13 protein-coding genes are annotated in these 18,396 nt (G+C 43.6%); 2 read left to right on the top strand and 11 right to left on the bottom strand.

Translation table 11 applies throughout. From position 1 onward, the window contains the following. Positions 1 to 2: 2 nt before the first annotated feature. Positions 3 to 878 (top strand): prephenate dehydratase, encoded by an 876-nt coding sequence (pheA, locus tag V7K15_RS14655; protein ID WP_334906205.1) that lies wholly within the window; start codon positions 3 to 5, stop codon positions 876 to 878. A gap of 113 nt (positions 879 to 991) precedes the next feature. On the opposite strand, the gene V7K15_RS14650 is transcribed toward pheA, so the two are convergent. The 9 genes from V7K15_RS14650 to V7K15_RS14610 all read right to left on the bottom strand — a co-directional run bounded on the left by V7K15_RS14650 (position 992) and on the right by V7K15_RS14610 (position 10,703). Beyond that, the gene (locus V7K15_RS14650; RefSeq protein ID WP_334906204.1) at positions 992 to 1,639 is read right to left on the bottom strand and encodes an LON peptidase substrate-binding domain-containing protein; all 648 of its coding nucleotides are present in this window, start codon (positions 1,637 to 1,639) and stop codon (positions 992 to 994) included. Between the two features lie 197 nt (positions 1,640 to 1,836). Continuing rightward, the gene (gene rpsJ / locus V7K15_RS14645; RefSeq protein ID WP_008232935.1) at positions 1,837 to 2,154 is read right to left on the bottom strand and encodes a 30S ribosomal protein S10; all 318 of its coding nucleotides are present in this window, start codon (positions 2,152 to 2,154) and stop codon (positions 1,837 to 1,839) included. Between the two features lie 183 nt (positions 2,155 to 2,337). Next, complete coding sequence (gene tuf / locus V7K15_RS14640; RefSeq protein ID WP_334906203.1) at positions 2,338 to 3,567, bottom strand: elongation factor Tu; 1,230 nt, start codon at positions 3,565 to 3,567, stop codon at positions 2,338 to 2,340. Between the two features lie 23 nt (positions 3,568 to 3,590). Then, the gene (gene fusA / locus V7K15_RS14635; protein ID WP_334906202.1) at positions 3,591 to 5,669 is read right to left on the bottom strand and encodes an elongation factor G; all 2,079 of its coding nucleotides are present in this window, start codon (positions 5,667 to 5,669) and stop codon (positions 3,591 to 3,593) included. A 135-nt stretch (positions 5,670 to 5,804) separates the two neighbouring features. Then, positions 5,805 to 6,275, bottom strand: a complete 471-nt coding sequence (gene rpsG, locus V7K15_RS14630; protein ID WP_334906201.1) for a 30S ribosomal protein S7 — start codon at positions 6,273 to 6,275, stop codon at positions 5,805 to 5,807. Between the two features lie 567 nt (positions 6,276 to 6,842). Continuing rightward, on the bottom strand, positions 6,843 to 7,226 hold the full coding sequence (gene rpsL / locus V7K15_RS14625) for a 30S ribosomal protein S12 (RefSeq protein ID WP_292796945.1): 384 nt from the start codon (positions 7,224 to 7,226) through the stop codon (positions 6,843 to 6,845). Between the two features lie 125 nt (positions 7,227 to 7,351). Further along, positions 7,352 to 7,678 (bottom strand): HesB/IscA family protein, encoded by a 327-nt coding sequence (locus tag V7K15_RS14620; protein ID WP_292796981.1) that lies wholly within the window; start codon positions 7,676 to 7,678, stop codon positions 7,352 to 7,354. 254 nt (positions 7,679 to 7,932) lie between these two features. Continuing rightward, positions 7,933 to 8,352, bottom strand: coding sequence for a cupin domain-containing protein (locus tag V7K15_RS14615; RefSeq protein ID WP_292796943.1), 420 nt, complete (start codon positions 8,350 to 8,352; stop codon positions 7,933 to 7,935). A gap of 290 nt (positions 8,353 to 8,642) precedes the next feature. After that, positions 8,643 to 10,703, bottom strand: coding sequence for a phosphodiester glycosidase family protein (locus tag V7K15_RS14610; RefSeq protein ID WP_442949676.1), 2,061 nt, complete (start codon positions 10,701 to 10,703; stop codon positions 8,643 to 8,645). 774 nt (positions 10,704 to 11,477) lie between these two features. Here V7K15_RS14610 and gltB point away from each other — a divergent pair. Further along, complete coding sequence (gltB, locus tag V7K15_RS14605) at positions 11,478 to 16,241, top strand: glutamate synthase large subunit (RefSeq protein WP_334906199.1); 4,764 nt, start codon at positions 11,478 to 11,480, stop codon at positions 16,239 to 16,241. Positions 16,242 to 16,442: 201 nt separating this feature from the next. Here the strand turns inward: gltB and V7K15_RS14600 are convergent, their stop codons facing one another. Both V7K15_RS14600 and V7K15_RS14595 read right to left on the bottom strand, forming a co-directional pair. Then, entirely contained in the window at positions 16,443 to 16,805 is a 363-nt protein-coding gene (locus V7K15_RS14600; protein WP_334906198.1) for a hypothetical protein, read from the bottom strand. 71 nt (positions 16,806 to 16,876) lie between these two features. Next, positions 16,877 to 17,788, bottom strand: a complete 912-nt coding sequence (locus tag V7K15_RS14595) for a polysaccharide deacetylase family protein (protein WP_334906197.1) — start codon at positions 17,786 to 17,788, stop codon at positions 16,877 to 16,879. Positions 17,789 to 18,396: the final 608 nt, after the last annotated feature.

Below are 18,396 nucleotides of genomic sequence, written 5' to 3'. Positions count from 1 at the left end.
ACATGACTTTACTGATTGCACATTTAGGGCCTCCCGGCACTTACACAGAACAAGCAGCTGTTTTTTATGTCAACTTGTTGAACAAAAGTACGGGAGTTGAAGCTATATTATGCCCTTATCCCACCATTTCTCAATCACTACACGCCGTTGCTGATGGTGAAGCCCAGTTGGCTGTGGTGCCAGTGGAAAATTCTATTGAAGGGAGTGTTACCATAACACTGGATACCCTGTGGCAGTTCGACAGTTTGCGAATTCAGTTGGCTTTGGTATTACCCATTGCCCATATGTTAATTTCCTGCGCGTCTAATTTAAATAGGATTGAAACTGTTTACTCTCATCCCCAAGCTTTGGCACAATGTCAGGGATGGTTAGAGCGGTTTCTCCCGACTGTACAAATTATTCCCAGCAATTCCACAAGCGAAGCACTACAGGGATTAGAGCAAGATACAACAACAGCAGCGATCGCTTCTAGTAGAGCAGCTCAACTCTACAACCTGCCCATACTTGCTAGTGGCATTAACGACTATCCAGAAAACTTTACTCGTTTTTGGGTAGTAAGTCACGGTGAAGCGATCGCTGAATACCAGACATCAAAAGTGCCTACCAGTCATACATCGCTGGCTTTTAGTATGCCTACCAACACACCCGGAGCATTAGTCAAACCTTTGCAAATATTTGCTCAGTTAGGGATTAACCTCAGCCGGATTGAATCTCGTCCGACGAAGCGATCGCTAGGCGAATACCTGTTTTTCATGGATTTAGAAGCGGATGCCAAGGAAGCACAAATGCAATCTGCTTTAGCAGAATTAGCTATCCACACAGAGATTTTAAAAATTCTTGGCGCTTACAATGTTTTGCCGATCAGCGCTGTTACTTAAGAAGTTAAGAGTTATCAGTTAGGGAATATAAATTATAAGTTGTCAATCTTTTATTTTTTGTTATTTTTTCTTAACTCCTCACTCCTAACTCCTCCCTCCCAACTCCCAACTCCTTACTTTTGATTAAATGTATCTTTGAGAACAGCGCGAGCTGCCAAGTGATTCCGAGTAGAAGTTAAAATTTCTGCTTCCCGCTCTAGACGAGTTGAAGTATCTTGCATTTCTAGCAATAACTGTTGCTCTGCGGCGACACCATAAAGATTACTGGCTACCCAATAAGATAACTCTGTTGGTAGGTCAGGCAAATCTTCTGGCAACTCGATATTTTGTTCGGTTAATTTGGCTGACAGACGCACAACATCTCGAAGTAGTTGTTCTACTTCAGTTGACAAAGGTCGCAAATCTTTAGTTGGCGCTTGGTCTTCAATCCACTCCACCAAGCCAACGCGGTATGGTTTTTCACGAACATACTCTAATACACGAAATCTTTGCTGCCCTAAAGTCAACATCTTGATCCGATCATCTGGCAGACGCTGGTGATGAACAATTTCCGCACAACAACCAGTGTTTGCAATTGTGCCTTTTACAGGATCGAACATCAAAACACCGAACCTGCGATCGCTCTCCAAAATCGTGTTCATCATGATTCGGTAGCGAAATTCAAAAATGTGCAGGGGTAATGGCCTAGTAGGAAACAGAACTACTTCGGGTAACGGGAACAGAGGTAGTTCACGAACTGCAATTTTAGAAGATGATGTCATTGTTACCTTGGTATAAACTTAATCTTAAAAAATAATTCTTCTCTGCTTTTCCCGTACTTTCTCTACATTCTATCATTTGTTTTCTAGCTAAATAAAAGCCCTGAGATATATTTCTTCAGGGCTATGTAAATATTCATACTAATGTCCTTAGTCATTTGTTCTTTGCTAATGACTAATGACTAATGACTAATAACCAATTAAAGTTTAACTTCGATATCTACACCCGATGGTAGATCCAATTTCATCAGGGCATCGATAGTCTTAGAAGAAGGCTGATAAATGTCAATAATCCGGCGATGAGTACGGGTTTCAAAGTGTTCCCGTGAATCTTTATCTACGTGAGGCGATCGCAGCACACAATAGATTCGGCGTTTTGTTGGTAAAGGAATTGGGCCTATGGCTGTAGCATTGGTGCGGTTAGCGGTGTCTACAATCTTCTCGCAAGATGTATCTAATAGGCGGCGGTCAAAAGCCTGTAAGCGAATTCTAATTTTCTGCTGCTGTAGAGTTGCCATCTTTAATTTTCCAGGTTCTGCGTAATTAGGGGAGTATTTACAGGATAAAGGTTACAAGTTAGAGGTTATAGAAAACTATCACCTGTCCCCTGTAACCTATTACCTTATTTATAGAGGGAAGAGAAAGGAGCAGAGAGGCATAATAAATACCATCTCTGCTCCTTCTTTGTGAGCAAAAAGGTGCTACTTCAAAATTTTGGAGACGACACCAGCACCGATGGTGCGACCACCTTCGCGGATAGCGAAGCGCATTCCTTGTTCAATAGCGATCGCGTTGATCAATTCTACTGTCATCTTGATGCGATCGCCTGGCATTACCATTTCGGCTTCACTACCATCATCGGAGGTAAAGGCTCTAATAGTACCAGTTACATCAGTTGTCCGCACGTAGAACTGGGGGCGATAGCCGGAGAAAAATGGAGTTTTACGACCACCTTCTTTTTCTGTTAAAACGTAAACTTCACCTTCAAATTGAATATGAGGTTTAATTGAACCTGGTTTGGCGATTACCATACCGCGTTCAATATCAGCTTTCTGGATACCCCGGAGGAGTACGCCAGCGTTGTCCCCAGCCATACCTTGGTCAAGACTCTTCTTGAACATTTCAATACCAGTTACGGTAGTGGCGCGAGTATCTCTGATACCCACTAGTTCAACGTTATCGCCAACTTTCACAATACCCCGCTCAATCCGACCGGTGGCGACAGTACCACGACCTGTAATTGAGAATACGTCTTCTACAGCCATCAGGAAGGGCTTATCAACATCCCGCTCAGGGGTGGGGATGAAAGAATCTACAGCATCCATCAATTCGTAGATTTTGTCTACCCAAGGATTTTCACCCCGTTGGGTCTTAGGATTCTTGACCATTACTTCCAGAGCTTGCAAACCAGATCCTTTGATGATCGGGATATCATCACCAGGGAAATCATAACTGGAAAGCAATTCTCTCAGTTCTAGTTCTACTAGTTCCAGGAGTTCTGGATCATCCATCAAGTCTTCCTTATTCAAGAAGACAACCAGACTGGGAACACCCACCTGTTTTGCCAACAGGATGTGTTCACGAGTTTGGGGCATCGGTCCATCGGTAGCAGCTACTACCAGGATGCCACCATCCATCTGAGCCGCGCCGGTGATCATGTTCTTCACATAGTCAGCGTGTCCTGGACAGTCTACGTGAGCATAGTGCCGATTTGCGGTTTCATACTCAACGTGAGACGTATTGATCGTAATGCCCCGTGCCTTTTCTTCTGGCGCGTTATCGATTTGGTCGTAGCCCTTAGCGATCGCCTGACCCATAGCTGCCAAGGTCATAGTGATAGCTGCTGTTAACGTAGTTTTACCGTGGTCAACGTGGCCAATCGTACCGATATTGATGTGGGGTTTATTCCTTTCAAACTTTGCGCGTGCCATGAATGCTCATTTCCTTATTTTAATTAAGCGTTCCCTTTGCCTTTAGCAATGATTGCCTCAGCCACGTTGCGAGGTACTTCTTCGTAGCGGCTAAACTCCATTGAGAAGATGCCCCGACCTTGGGTCTTCGACCGGATATCAGTAGCATAGCCAAACATGGTCGCCAGTGGGACTTTCGATGTCACCTTAGCGAGTCCCTGGTCAGTGCTTTGGCTTTCAATCTGCCCTCGTCGGGCAATCAAGTCGCCAATCACATTCCCGATATAGTCTTCGGGAACTTCAACCTCAACTTTCATCATCGGCTCTAACAGCACGGGTGAAGCTTTCAGCACAGCCTCTTTCATCGCCATTGAGCCAGCGATTTTGAAAGCCATTTCTGAAGAGTCTACATCGTGATATGAGCCATCAATTAGCGTCGCTTTCACGTCAATCAGCGGATATCCAGCTACAACACCGGATTCGCAGCTTTCTTTCATTCCTTGTTCGGCTGGGTTGATGTACTCTTTAGGTACTGTACCGCCGACAATTTTGGAGACGAATTCAAAACCACTACCGGGTTCTCCAGGCTCCAAATTGATCACAACGTGACCGTATTGACCTTTACCACCACTTTGGCGGATGAATTTGCCCTCAACTTTGTTCACAGCTTTCCGAATCGTTTCCCGGTAAGCTACTTGCGGCGCACCAACATTCGCTTCCACCTTAAATTCTCGTAACATCCGGTCTACTAGAATTTCTAGGTGTAGCTCTCCCATCCCCGCGATCACGGTTTGGTTTGTTTCCGGATCGACGCGCACACGGAAGGTGGGGTCTTCTTCGGAAAGAGATTGCAGAGCCTTGGATAGTTTATCCATGTCGTTCTTGGTTTTGGGTTCAACCGCCACCGAGATTACAGGCTCAGGAATGAATAGAGATTCCAGAATTACTGGCGATCCTTCATCACAGATCGTGTCACCTGTCAAGGTGTCTTTTAATCCCAGAGCTGCTCCCAAATCACCCGCTCGCAGTTCATCGACATCTTGTCGGTCATCTGCCTTCATCAGAACTAAGCGGGAAATCCGTTCTTTTTTATTCTTACTAGCGTTGAGGACATAGCTACCCTTTTTCAACACACCAGAATAAACACGGACAAATGTCAGGCGACCGTAAGGGTCAGCCATAATCTTAAATGCCAGAGCCGCTAGGGGTTCGTTGTCATCAGCTCGCCGCTCAACAGTGTCGCCATTCGGCAGTAAGCCTTGAATTGGCGGTACTTCACTTGGCGCTGGCAGGTAATCGACAACGGCATCCAGCATCAATTGCACGCCTTTGTTTTTGAATGCCGAGCCACAAAGTACTGGTACGATTGTGCCAGCAACTGTGCCTTTACGCAGTCCCAGAGCGATTTCGTCATCTGTCAGTTCTTCGCCCTCGAAGTACTTAGCCATCAGAGTGTCATCAGTTTCTGCCACTGCTTCGATTAGCTTGACGCGGTATTCGTCTACCTGCGCTTGCAATTCGGCGGGTATATCAGTTTCCTGGATATCGGTTCCTTGGTCATTTGCGTAAATATACGCACGTTGCCGTACCAAGTCAACAATCCCTTGGAATTCGGTTTCACTACCAATTGGTAATTGAATGGCGATCGCATTTGCCCGGAGGCGATCGCGCATCTGCTCGTGAACTTTATAGAAGTTCGCTCCAGTCCGATCCATCTTGTTAATAAAGGCGATCCGAGGAACTTTGTAGCGATCTGCTTGTCGCCACACTGTCTCCGACTGCGGTTGCACGCCGCCCACAGAACAAAATACTGCGATTACACCATCCAAAACGCGCATGGAACGCTCAACTTCAATTGTGAAGTCTACGTGACCCGGAGTATCGATAATGTTAATTTGATGATCATTCCAACTGGTAGTGATCGCAGCAGCAGTAATCGTGATTCCCCGCTCCCGCTCCTGCTCCATCCAGTCTGTGACGGCAGTTCCTTCATGAACTTCGCCAATTTTATGAATTATCCCAGAGTAAAACAATATTCTCTCTGTTGTTGTTGTTTTGCCCGCATCTATATGCGCCGCAATACCAATGTTGCGTACTTTCTCTAGCGGGATCTTACGTGCCACAGCTACCTCCTATAGTTTTTGCCTCATGATATCTTGTATATTACTCTTTGTTAAGATTCTATACTTTTAGGGAAAACCGCCTTTTTGTAAATCTACGATATAACGCTTCGGCAGGGCGATATATCGCTTTTTTACTTAGTAACGATAATGTGCAAATGCTTTGTTAGCTTCTGCCATCCGGTGCGTTTCTTCCCGTTTGCGAATAGCATTTCCAGTTTCGTTGGCAGCATCCATTAACTCATTTGCCAGTTTGCTTGCCATTGTCCGGCCTGGTCTTGAGCGGGAATATTGCACTAACCAACGCAGTGCTAGAGTAGTGCCGCGTTCTGTACGCACTTCCATTGGTACTTGGTAGGTTGCGCCACCAACTCGCCGAGCTTTTACTTCTACTAAAGGCGTGGCATTTCGCACTGCTCTTTCAAAGGTTTCTAAGGCAGCGCTACCAGTGCGTTCCTCAATAGTTTTCAATGCTTCATAAACAATCCGTGCAGCAAGTGATTTCTTGCCGTGACGCATGATCCGTCTGATAATCATGCTCACAAGGCGACTGTTATATACGGAATCAGACGGAACTGGGCGCCTTTGAATAACACCACGACGAGACATACTTCACCTTTAATTCGGAATTGGCAACGAAATTATATGCTATCAGACACCGGAAACTAAAAGCGGTGGAACCCAACTCTCAGACTTCCTGAAATTTTTTCGACGGTTGCAGCGAGCCTGAGTTATTGACTGCCAATTTGGGATTGGGGATTTTGGATTAAAAGTTTTCGGTATATCTTACCGCCCTGACGGGGCGAAAAAAATCAAAAATCTGTAAGCCTTATCCCCTTGTGGGTTCGACCAATCCAAAAGACGCTCGATAACTCGCTAACGCTACGCTATCGTAAATCTAAAATTGCTTGACTTGCTACCTGCAACTAAATACTCAAGGTGACAAGATTGTAAACCTGAATGTCCAGATGAGAATTATGCTGTCGGTTACAGCGTTCTCCTCAGATCCTATACACTTGCTCGCTTAGTGTAAGGTGTACCTTGCTTGATTTTTTGAAATAGACTTTAGTAGCCTTAATCACTGCTCTTAGAACACAGACGATGAGCGGTTTTTTTGTCCTTCAGCGCTTCTTAGCTAGACGATTAATCGTGTTGGATGCGATTAATCGCCTAATCCTATTTTTTCGCTTCTTTGGGACGCTTAGTTCCATACTTGGAACGGCCTTGCTTGCGGTCTTTGACTCCGGCTGTATCTAGGGTGCCACGGATAATGTGGTATCTCACGCCTGGTAGATCCTTAACCCGACCACCACGAATCATCACAACTGAGTGTTCTTGTAAGTTGTGACCAATGCCTGGAATGTAAGCGGTGACTTCAAATCCAGAGGTAAGTCTTACTCTTGCTACTTTGCGTAGAGCTGAGTTAGGCTTTTTCGGTGTGGTCGTGTAAACTCTGGTGCAAACGCCCCGACGTTGGGGACATTCTTTCAGAGCCGGGGACTTGGTTTTCTGACGCGATAGTTCGCGTTCATTACGTATTAGCTGCTGTATTGTTGGCATGAGTTACAGCGCATAAAGCTGCTTATGGTCTAAGTTTTAACAAATCCTGATTATATCGTTTTTTACGGTTTTATGTCAATTGTTATTTTTCCTTGGTAATTGGCCATTTGTTTTTTGGCAAATGACTAATCACTCAAGGAGAAGGAATTGCCACAGCCACAGGTAGCGATCGCCTGGGGGTTGTGGAAGCGAAAACCACCACCCATTAAGTCTTCTGAATAATCTACCCTCGTACCGTTGAGGTAATTTAAGCTGGCGGCATCTATGACGACTTGAATCTCGTCCAAGTCGAAAACCTGGTCGCCAACTTTTATTACTTTATCGAAGGACATATCATAAAATAACCCAGAACAACCACCTGGTTTTACTGCCAATCTAAACAAGACATTTGCTTGCTGCTTGGACTTTATTCGCCCAATCTCACTCACGGCTGCTTGACTCAGATGAATCATGGAAATCGTTTTTTGCAATTGAGTACCCCATCTTCATTTTACAGATGGGTTGACCATCGCAATCTCCCTGCGCCAAATCACCGAACCCATGAGCGCGATCGCTATTACTACATTTATAGCACTAACATACTTTAGTCCCCACCTTAACTAGGTAGGGACTTCTGGTGTGCAGTGGTTCCCAAAGAGGATTTGCACAAAAATATATTCAGTTTTTAGATTAAAGCTCTAAAGGCTTTAATAGCGTTATTTTAGTTTTAATCCTTGGTACGGGCATAGTCATCTTGGTAGCGAATAATATCATCTTCTCCCAAGTATTCGCCATTTTGCACTTCAATCAAAACTAAGGGGATCACGCCAGGATTTTCTAAACGATGAGATGTACATTGGGGTACATAAGTTGACTCATTATTGCTCAGTAGTACTTCTAGCTCACCACAAGTTACCCTAGCTGTACCAGAGACGACAATCCAATGTTCGCTGCGGTGGTGGTGCATTTGTAGACTGAGGCGGTGTCCGGGCTTAACTTCGATGCGCTTGATTTTGTATCCGCGCCCTTCTTCCAAAACTGTAAAAGCACCCCAAGGACGTAACTCTGTTGCAGCAACGCCTCTGGAAGTAATGGCTGGAGCGAGGTGTAGAGTTTCAGTCTGTGTAGTTTCTTGATATCGAGCCATAGTTACCTCATTTTGAGACATAACAAACCGTTGGTACTCTTAACTATTGATAAAAATTCTGGTGCTATCTTGCAACATTAAAAATTAGCAATTTTGTCGCACCTTGATAAACATAGCAAAATCAGAGGTTATGGTGTAAACCATCACTACTAAAACTTTGAGGTCTACACTAACTCTTCATCAAGCAGAAGGGCAGCTTGTTCTAAACTTTAAAAAAGGATAGATTGGGCATTGGGCATTGGGCATTGGGCATTGGGCATTGGTGATTATGAGACTTCCCTATTTCCTGATTATCGTGGTTTTAGGAAAATACCAATTCCGTTATGAACACGAGCAGCTGTAGTAGGCGATCGGTTGAGTAATTGTCCTCCTAAGTAAAGGCTGGTCGAACTACCACCGTCTAAATTTAGGGCATCCACACAGCCGATCACTTGCATCAATTGAGCATGTTCTGCCAACGTAGGACCATAACCACCGGCACGATTATGTATGGCAGTAATCATTAGTGTGCCTGTTGCTGTTGTGCAAATACCGCTACGAATAGCCTTTTCGGCAATAAAGGCATTGCTGAATTTTTCGCTTTTGGCATCAAGGACAATTTGACGATTTTGGACTAATAGCGGACCTGCTCCGATTATGTAGGGATAACGACTAAAATCAATGGGAGCAGTAGTGCTGGAAATGCGTACTGTACTTCCAATAGGTAACTGTGATGCAGCACTAGCAGCGTTGGCGCGTAAGGTTAGTAGGTAGCCGTCCTGGGGAATGGGAACCGCCATACCACCAACTTTGCCGCCTGGTAACTGTTCAGTAATTTGGTCTTTCTGTACCACTAGGATAATTTCGTTATCTGTCAGGGGTGTGTAAGTTGCTCCCCAAGCTGGAGTGTAACGAGCAATGCCGCTCTGAACGTAACCACTGTTGAGAAATAGAATTGGTAGACGCTGGTCATTTGCCGTAGTTAAAGTTTCTTCCAAGGTGAGACGACCGAAGTAAAATTGGCCAGAATCATTCCAAGCGATCGCACCCCGGTTGAGAATCGGGCCTGATAACCACTGACTATCCCGACGAATCGCACCCAATGGCAATCTGTTATTGCGGTTAAAATAACCACCGTTAATCCCAGCTACTGCTAAGTAACGTTGTGCTGTTTGAATTAAGGGAGCAGTACCCGCAACCCCATCAGCACTAGCCCACATGGGTTTTAACGTTAGCCCAAATTTACGGGGATTAACTTCTAACCAGACCACCGGAAAGCGATCTGTGCCTAAGTTGACATAATGCTGTCGCCAGCGCAATCCTGGGGCCCAAATAATATCCCGCTCTTCTAAAGCATCTGGTCGAATATCGATAATCAGGCGATTGGGGTTAGCAAGTGTACTAACTTGAGGCGATAGACCAAAGGGAACGCTCAGACTAATAATCGTTTGGTTTTTCACCACCTCCACTTGTTGAATCAGTGGTTCAGGGGCTAATGCTGGTGGTATTAGTTGTGTTGGTGTAGCTGGTAATAATTGTTTAAGCAGGTTTGGCAGCAATGTTGGTGGTGCTGCTGGTGGCTGCGGAGTATAGCGTTCTATCAAAACAGGATCGGCTATTGCATCCAAGGTAATTGTCCACTCTCGATTTGGCGGTACAGTGGATTTTGGGGTTAGTGTGTCTGGATCAGAAAATAGAGTTGGAATTTTTTTAACAGTTGACCCTTGTGTAACTTGCCAGGGAGTTGGACGATCTAAATCGACAAGAATCCGAGCCTGTTGCAAAAGAGTAACACTCGCATCTGAAGGTTGCTGGCTCTGAATAATATTTGTGACTTGTGCTTTTGGGGTAGCAATTACCAAGGTGTTGCCATTGGCTTGAATTTGCCATCCAGATGTTTGAGCAAAATTAGTAATATCCAGATAGCGATATGCTCCTAGTAATCTAGTGGTTAAAACTACTGGCTTTGTCAACGATGAAAACCACTGTATTGGTTGCCTCGCCCAATCACTACTGTTTAAGAAATTTACTCCAATTAATTGCCTGAATGCCCCGTCACTGAGATCAGTTGTAATCTGACCAGCTTTTCTGGGTCGCTGCAACCAAGTTCCTGGTAAGGTACGTCCATTGAGGGAAATTTGATTACCAGAGGATGGCACACTTGTTAAAGGAGGTGCAAGTAACTGTGAGGTTAACCTTGGGCTTGATTTAGTAGTTTTCGGGGACTCCTGGGCGTTGGTAGCACAGGTAGTAGTTAAGCACAGTGCTGTCAAAAGTATTGATGACACAGTAGCCTGGAAAAATCTGCGATGCCTGCGGGGGGCGGAGCGATCGCCAATAAGGGATTGGCAACAATTCGGCATTTTTACCATAATTTATTAGGTACTTTTGAAAACTATCGCCCAAAATATAAACTAACTAATTATTTGAAAATATCAAAAAAACATGACTTTCTTTTGAAAAAACATGATACTATATATATTGGATTGTTGTCTCTTTTAAACATAAATAACCATTTAGGTGCTAACTCCACTGCAACCAAGTGTTTGAACTGGCACTCATTCTCAGCACACTATATACGGTAGTCTTGGTTGTCAAAACTGGATTAAGATATTCAATCCTGACTCAAGGTTGCTATTGTTGCTACTTCAGTCAGGTCTAGTTAATAGTAAGACAGGTGGCAACTGGTAAGCAGCAAAACTTTAGACAACAACAAAAATATTTGGGAATTGTCAAATGGGTATATATTGTAATACGCTGATTTTATTGCCGGATCAGGATGATATTGGCTTTGAAACATAGTGGAGCATTCAGTTTTAATTTTGTTTCAGGTGAGCCGAAATAGGCTCTATGAGTAGCTAGCGTGCATCTGGAAACAGGGGATTGAGAAAATACTTAGCTTCACAATATAAAAAGAAAACTGTCAGGGCAAAAATAATGTCTTGGCTGATTTAATTTTTCTAACACCGCATAAAGACAGAAGAAATAAGTAAGTATTTTAACATGGGTGAACTAATAAAGTAAAACCGAAGTTAAAATTTTTTTCCCTAAATTTCGGTGCTTATACATTTCTCCATCGCTAAATGTAGAAATTTTTTCCGATAAGTAGTGGCAAAATTGGTAACTCAATACTTCAGGAACAGGGTATGAATAATAAACCGATGAATCAAGACCAGAATATCACAGCCAAGATCAACTCAAGAGATACCTATCAGGGGCAAAAGTGGTTAGTAGAGGAACGAGATGCCTGTGGTGTCGGTTTTATTGCTCATCGCCAAAATCATACCAGCCATGAAATTGTCGAAAAAGCCTTAGCTGCTTTAACCTGCTTAGAACACCGAGGAGGTTGTAGCGCTGATCAAGACTCTGGTGATGGTGCTGGAGTATTGACAGCTATCCCTTGGGAATTGTTCCAACAAGACTTTGCCGAAAGGGGGAAGGAATTTCCATCCACCAATAAGATCGCTGTGGGGATGATCTTTCTACCACAAAACCAGGAAGCAGCACAAAAAACTAGGACGATAGTTGAGCAAATAGCTGTCGAAGAAAAATTGATTGTACTGGGTTGGCGAGTAGTGCCAGTGCAACCTGATTTACTGGGGGTACAAGCAAAAGAAAATCAACCCCAGATTGAACAAGTTTTGTTAGCTTCTGTTGACAAAAGCGGCGATGAATTGGAACGACAGTTGTACATTACCCGCCGCCGAATTAGTAAAGTTGCAACCAACATCTCAGAAGAATTTTATATCTGCTCCTTGTCAAATCGCACAATTGTCTATAAAGGCATGGTGCGTTCTGCCGTCTTGGGGAACTTTTATCACGATTTAAAAAATCCAGCTTACAAAAGCGCCTTTGCTGTCTATCACCGCCGCTTTAGTACCAACACGATGCCCAAGTGGCCTCTAGCTCAACCAATGCGGTTTTTAGGCCACAACGGCGAAATTAATACTTTATTGGGTAACATCAACTGGATGATGGCACGAGAAGCTAGCCTGAATCATCCTGTATGGGGCGTACAGCCCTCCGTGCATGAAAACGGCGCAGCCTCTGTGCAGGAGACTCGCATCAACGAACTTAAGCCATTAGTTCATATTGATAACAGCGACTCAGCTACCCTAGACAACGTACTGGAATTGCTGGTGTGTTCTGGACGTAGCCCCTTGGAAGCTTTAATGATTATGGTTCCAGAGGCTTATCAAAATCAGCCTTCTTTACGTGATTTCCCAGAAATTGTTGATTTCTACGAATATTACAGTGGTTTGCAAGAAGCGTGGGATGGACCAGCACTTTTAGTATTCAGTGATGGCAAAAAAGTTGGCGCAACACTAGATCGTAATGGTTTAAGACCAGCTCGTTACCTGATCACCAAAGATGATTACATTGTTGTAGCTTCGGAAGCTGGTGTAGTAGACTTTCCAGAAGCCAATATTGTCGAGAAAGGTAGACTTGGCCCAGGGCAAATGATTGCCGTGGATTTAGAAAATCATGAAGTGCTGAAGAATTGGGAAATTAAACAGCGCATTGCCAAGCAGCACCCTTATGGTGAATGGCTGCAAGAGTACCGTCAAGAACTCAAACAAATTATCAGTAGTCAGCCCTCAGATGTTAATGGAAATGGTCATCTGCCTGCTGAAAATGGTAACGGGCATAGTATAACTGAGAAAATTGACAAACAAACCTTGCTTCAGCTGCAAACTGCCTTTGGCTACACCACAGAAGATGTAGAAATGGTGATTCATCCAATGGCGATCGCAGGTTCAGAGCCGACTTTCTGCATGGGGGATGATATTCCTTTAGCAGTTCTGTCACAAAAGCCCCACCTGCTTTATGACTATTTCAAACAGCGCTTTGCTCAAGTGACAAACCCAGCGATCGATCCCCTCCGGGAAAAGCTAGTGATGTCTCTGAAAGTCGAACTGGGTGAACGGGGTAACTTATTAGAACCAAAGCCAGAATATGCGCGGAGATTGAAACTTGAGTCGCCACTGTTGACAGAGGTAGAGTTAGAGGCAATTAAGCTGTCAGGATTTGCCACAGCCCAGTTGTCAACCCTATTTGCGATCGCTACTGGCCCAAAAGGATTGAAAGCCGCAGTCGAGTCTTTACAAGCACAAGCAGCCGAATCTGTACGCGCAGGTGCAAAGATTTTAATATTAAGCGATGCCTACGGTGGGTTACGCCAACAGGTGAATGACAGTATCAGTACAGAATACACCTACATTCCTCCTCTGTTAGCAGTGGGTGCCGTGCATCACCACCTGATTCGTGAAGGGTTGCGAATGAAAACATCCCTGATCGTCAATACTGCCCAATGCTGGAGTACTCATCACTTTGCTTGTCTGATTGGCTACGGTGCTGGTGCAGTTTGCCCGTATATGGCTTTAGATACGGTGCGCGATTGGTGGTCTGATCCCAAAACTCAAAAGTTAATGGGTGTGAAAAAAATTCCAGCCCTCACCCTAGAAAAAGCTTTAGGAAACTATCGCCAAGCAGTAGAGTCAGGTTTACTAAAAATTCTCTCCAAAATGGGAATTTCTCTGCTCTCCAGCTATCAAGCAGCCCAAATATTTGAAGCTATTGGCATCGGTGGGGATTTAATAGAACTAGGATTTCGTGGTACGACTTCCCGCATCGGGGGTTTGAGTGTTACTGAACTTGCTGATGAAGTACTTTCTTTCCACAGCAAGGCTTTCCCAGAACTCACGACCAATAAGTTAGAAAACCTGGGCTTTGTGCAGTACCGTCCCGGCGGCGAGTACCACATGAATAGCCCCGAAATGGTCAAGGCGCTGCATAAGGCTCTAGATGGCAAAAACTACGACCACTACGAAGTTTATAAAAAGCATCTCCAAGGTAGACCAGTAACAGCTTTGCGGGACTTGCTGGACTTCCAAGGTGATTCCACACCAATTCCTCTAGAAGAAGTGGAGTCAGTAGCTGAAATTGTCAAACGCTTCTGTACAGGTGGGATGTCTTTAGGCGCTTTGTCAAGAGAAGCCCATGAAACTTTAGCGATCGCCATGAACCGGATTGGCGGTAAATCAAATTCTGGAGAAGGTGGCGAAGACCCAGTGCGGTATACAGTTTTAGATGATGTAGACGAGTCTGGTCACTCGCCAACCCTACCTCATTTAAAAGGATTGCGAAATGGTGATAAAGCTTATAGTGCCATCAAGCAAATTGCATCGGGACGCTTTGGAGTCACGCCAGAGTATCTAGTCAACGCCAAACAAATTGAAATCAAAATTGCCCAAGGTGCCAAGCCTGGGGAAGGTGGACAACTACCAGGTCCGAAGGTGAGCCAATACATTGCGATGTTAAGGCGCTCAAAGCCAGGTGTAACGCTGATTTCGCCGCCACCGCACCACGATATTTATTCTATTGAAGACCTAGCACAACTGATTTTTGATCTCCACCAAATTAACCCCAAAGCAAAGGTATCGGTGAAGCTAGTTGCCGAAGTTGGCATTGGCACGATCGCGGCTGGTGTAGCTAAGGCAAACGCTGATATCATCCAGATTTCTGGTCATGATGGTGGTACAGGTGCATCACCACTAAGTTCGATTAAACACGCTGGTTCACCGTGGGAATTGGGTTTAAGTGAAGTGCATCGCGTCTTGATGGAAAATAGCCTGCGCGATCGCGTGATTTTACGCGTAGATGGCGGTCTGAAGAGTGGCTGGGATGTGGTAATAGGTGCATTGATGGGCGGTGAAGAATTCGGTTTCGGTTCCATCGCCATGATTGCTGAAGGTTGTATTATGGCGCGAGTTTGCCACATGAACACCTGCCCTGTAGGTGTTGCTACTCAGAAAGAAGAACTCCGCAAGCGGTTTACAGGTATGCCGGAACAAGTTGTCAACTTCTTCTACTTCATCGCCGAAGAAGTGCGTAGTTTGTTAGCCCGACTTGGCTACCGTTCTTTATCAGAAATCATTGGACGTGCAGATTTGTTGAAACTGCGCCCAGAGGCAAAACTCACCAAAACGCAATCATTAAACCTGGACTGTTTACTTCAGCTACCAGATACCAGAGAAAATCGTAGCTGGTTGCTGCATGAAGAAGTCCACAGCAACGGCGTAGTTTTAGATGACAAATTTCTTGCTGATCCCGACATTCAAGCTGCCATTCGCAACCAATCTACTGTCACCAAGACTTATCCTATTGTCAATACTGACAGAACAGTAGGTACAAGATTAGCGGGTGCGATCGCTTCTCAATATGGTGACAGAGGCTTTGAAGGAAAAATTAATCTCAACTTTACAGGCAGTGTTGGGCAAAGCTTTGGTGCGTTCAACCTTCCTGGTATAATTCTGACCCTACAAGGAGAGGCAAACGACTACGTAGGTAAAGGTATGCATGGTGGTGAAATCATCATCAAACCTCCAACTGATGCTACTTATAACGCATCACAAAACGTGATAGTTGGCAATACGTGCCTCTATGGTGCGACTGGTGGCATATTATTTGCCAACGGACTAGCAGGAGAACGCTTTGCTGTGAGAAATTCCAAAGGCATAGCAGTAATTGAAGGCGCTGGGGATCACTGCTGCGAATATATGACTGGTGGTGTAATTGTCGTCCTGGGCAAAGTAGGGCGTAACGTAGCAGCCGGAATGACTGGTGGACTAGCATACTTCTTAGATGAAGACGACTTATTTCGTGAGTTAGTCAACCCGGAAATTGTCAAAATGCAGCGAGTGATTACAGAAGTAGGTGCAAAGCAGTTGCAAGAGTTAATCCAAATTCATGCGGAACGCACTGGTTCACCAAAGGCGAAGAAAATTCTGCAAAACTGGCAAGAATTCTTGCCGAAATTCTGGCAGTTAGTTCCGCCTTCTGAAGCTGATAGTCCAGAAGCTGATCCTGAAAAAAAAACAACTGAGTTCAGTTTAGTAACTAGTCATTAGACAGAATCAGATGAGGTACATCATAGTCCCCTCCTCGCTTGCGGGCAGGGGGTTGGGGGTGGGGTTTTTCTACCTCATTCAACTTGCAAAATTAATTTTTTTAACGAACCGCGAAGGACGCAAAGGACGCGAAGGAAGAGAAGAAAGAGAAGAAAGAAATGCTTAACTTACACTGTATTTATTGTATTATAGTTTAGGAATTTATGAACGCCAGCGAAATACCTTTCTCATCATAAATATAGCTATACTTGCACCTATTGCCCCTAAAATACCTATTTGAGGATAATTAATAATTACTTTAAGTATTGCATAATGAAAATCAATAATTAGTTTAAGTATTTTATTTGGATTTTTAAATGAATCTTCCTGAAGAAAAATTCCAAGAATTAGTAAACCTTCATACCCTCCGATAAAACCAATTAATAGTCTAAGTATTTCAATAAAAAAATTGCTTTGTCTTGTGACAATTAGAGTAGCTATTCCAGCAAATGCTCCTCCAAAAAGATATGCTCCAAATATCATTCCCAAAAGCATCGATAATGCTTGAATGTCTGGCTCCCACATAATTTAAATACTTCATGAATAAATTTTAATTTTTAGCCAATTACTATTAACCAATTAAGCATAACTCATAATTATTGCTTTTTCTTAGCAAGCAACTTTTGGTCTGCATCTTCTATTTCTAAAAGTTCGGGAATAGTAACAAAATGATAGCCTTGCTTTCTAAAATTGCTAATAAGTTCTGGTAAAGCTTGTATAGTTTTAGAACGGTTCCCACCACCATCATGCATTAGCACAATCCCACCAGGTTTTGAATCTTTAATCACGTTATTGATTAACTTTGGAACAGCTGGCTGCTTGTAGTCTGTAGAGTCAGCTGACCACATCACCACAGCATATTTTTGGCCTTTAGCATAAGCAACTAATCCATTGTGCATGACACCCCCAGGCGGTCGGAACAGATTTGTTTTAGCACCTGTAACTTGATAAATTAGGTCTTCTGTGCGATCAATTTCAAAAGCAGCTGCTTGTGGATTAAAGAAGTGATACCAGTGATGCCAAGTATGGTTGCCAATAACGTGACCTTGAGCGACAATCTGCTTTCCTATTTCTGGATAATTTTTTAGATTCTGCCCGACGACAAAAAACGTCCCTTTGATATTATTTGCTTTGAGAATATCTAGTACTTGCTCTGTAGTTTCAGGCCAAGGACCATCATCAAAAGTGAGAGCAATCACTTTCTCACCCTGAGTAAGTTTTGCACTCTCAATTATTGCCCCTTGAAAACGTGATGGTAGAGGGTAGGATAGTCCCTTTGTTTGTGCTTCTTGCTGCCAACTTGTAAGCATCGCCGCTTTTAATTTCTGAATGCGTTGCTGAGTTCCTATGTTTGCAGCTACATCCTTAACATTTATACTTTGTCTACTCTGAGCCTCGGAAGCATTTGGCCTTAGAAGCATCATGAAAGCAAGGCTAAAAACACCACCTAAGGCAAGTAGCGCAATTAATATTCCTTCTGGCCACAGAAACGACTTATTGTTTTCCACCTGATAGCTCCTTCAAAGATCGAACCATCAACTACGGTTATGACGGTACGTTATAGCACATTTTTTTAGATATTTAGATCCAGTTGCTTTCTGGTAATCCCGAAAATTGGAATAGAAACTCACAATCGACAAGACTTTATGCAAGAAGTCTTAAGAAGGAACACAATCAGATAATTAACCACACCCCAAAATCCTCTTAATAGCAGCTTTAAATTAGTTACTGTCTTTCACTTCATCGCTAAGGCAGCATTATCCTTTCAAGTTTTAGAGCTTTGCAAATAAGATGAGCTAAACTGTCGAGCCTACAATTTGCATTTTTCGTGGACTGAAGTTTTTATAGCAAGACTTTCTGACAGGAAAGTTGTATAATTTACAGCTTAGTGAATTATTTGATTAATATACAAAACTACTTAAAAGCTGCGGAGGATATTTCAAGAAAGAGTCTAATAAACTATTAGTTTTATTCTTGATAAGATAGATTTTACTACGTGCTGCCATTACTTACTTTTTAAGAAAAAGTTAAATTGCCAACTAAGAGAATGTTGCCTTGTACTTTCTCTGAAATAGAAAGACGAAAATTCATTCAATATAGTTTCTCATTGCCAAGG

The organism is Nostoc sp., from assembly GCF_036919815.1.
Classification (GTDB): domain Bacteria; phylum Cyanobacteriota; class Cyanobacteriia; order Cyanobacteriales; family Nostocaceae; genus Nostoc.
The sequence above is the reverse complement of the archived record's forward strand: the minus strand, read 5'-3'. Positions and strand labels throughout refer to the sequence as shown.

Excerpts from the sequence above, each read along its gene's own strand:
- pheA (WP_334906205.1), top strand. The coding sequence starts at position 3 with ATGACTTTACTGATTGCACATTTAGGGCCTCCCGGCACTTACACAGAA.
- V7K15_RS14650 (WP_334906204.1), bottom strand. The coding sequence starts at position 1,639 with ATGACATCATCTTCTAAAATTGCAGTTCGTGAACTACCTCTGTTCCCG.
- rpsJ (WP_008232935.1), bottom strand. The coding sequence starts at position 2,154 with ATGGCAACTCTACAGCAGCAGAAAATTAGAATTCGCTTACAGGCTTTT.
- tuf (WP_334906203.1), bottom strand. The coding sequence starts at position 3,567 with ATGGCACGCGCAAAGTTTGAAAGGAATAAACCCCACATCAATATCGGT.
- rpsG (WP_334906201.1), bottom strand. The coding sequence starts at position 6,275 with ATGTCTCGTCGTGGTGTTATTCAAAGGCGCCCAGTTCCGTCTGATTCC.
- rpsL (WP_292796945.1), bottom strand. The coding sequence starts at position 7,226 with ATGCCAACAATACAGCAGCTAATACGTAATGAACGCGAACTATCGCGT.
- V7K15_RS14620 (WP_292796981.1), bottom strand. The coding sequence starts at position 7,678 with ATGATTCATCTGAGTCAAGCAGCCGTGAGTGAGATTGGGCGAATAAAG.
- V7K15_RS14615 (WP_292796943.1), bottom strand. The coding sequence starts at position 8,352 with ATGGCTCGATATCAAGAAACTACACAGACTGAAACTCTACACCTCGCT.
- V7K15_RS14610 (WP_442949676.1), bottom strand. The coding sequence starts at position 10,703 with ATGGTAAAAATGCCGAATTGTTGCCAATCCCTTATTGGCGATCGCTCC.
- gltB (WP_334906199.1), top strand. The coding sequence starts at position 11,478 with ATGAATAATAAACCGATGAATCAAGACCAGAATATCACAGCCAAGATC.
- V7K15_RS14600 (WP_334906198.1), bottom strand. The coding sequence starts at position 16,805 with ATGTGGGAGCCAGACATTCAAGCATTATCGATGCTTTTGGGAATGATA.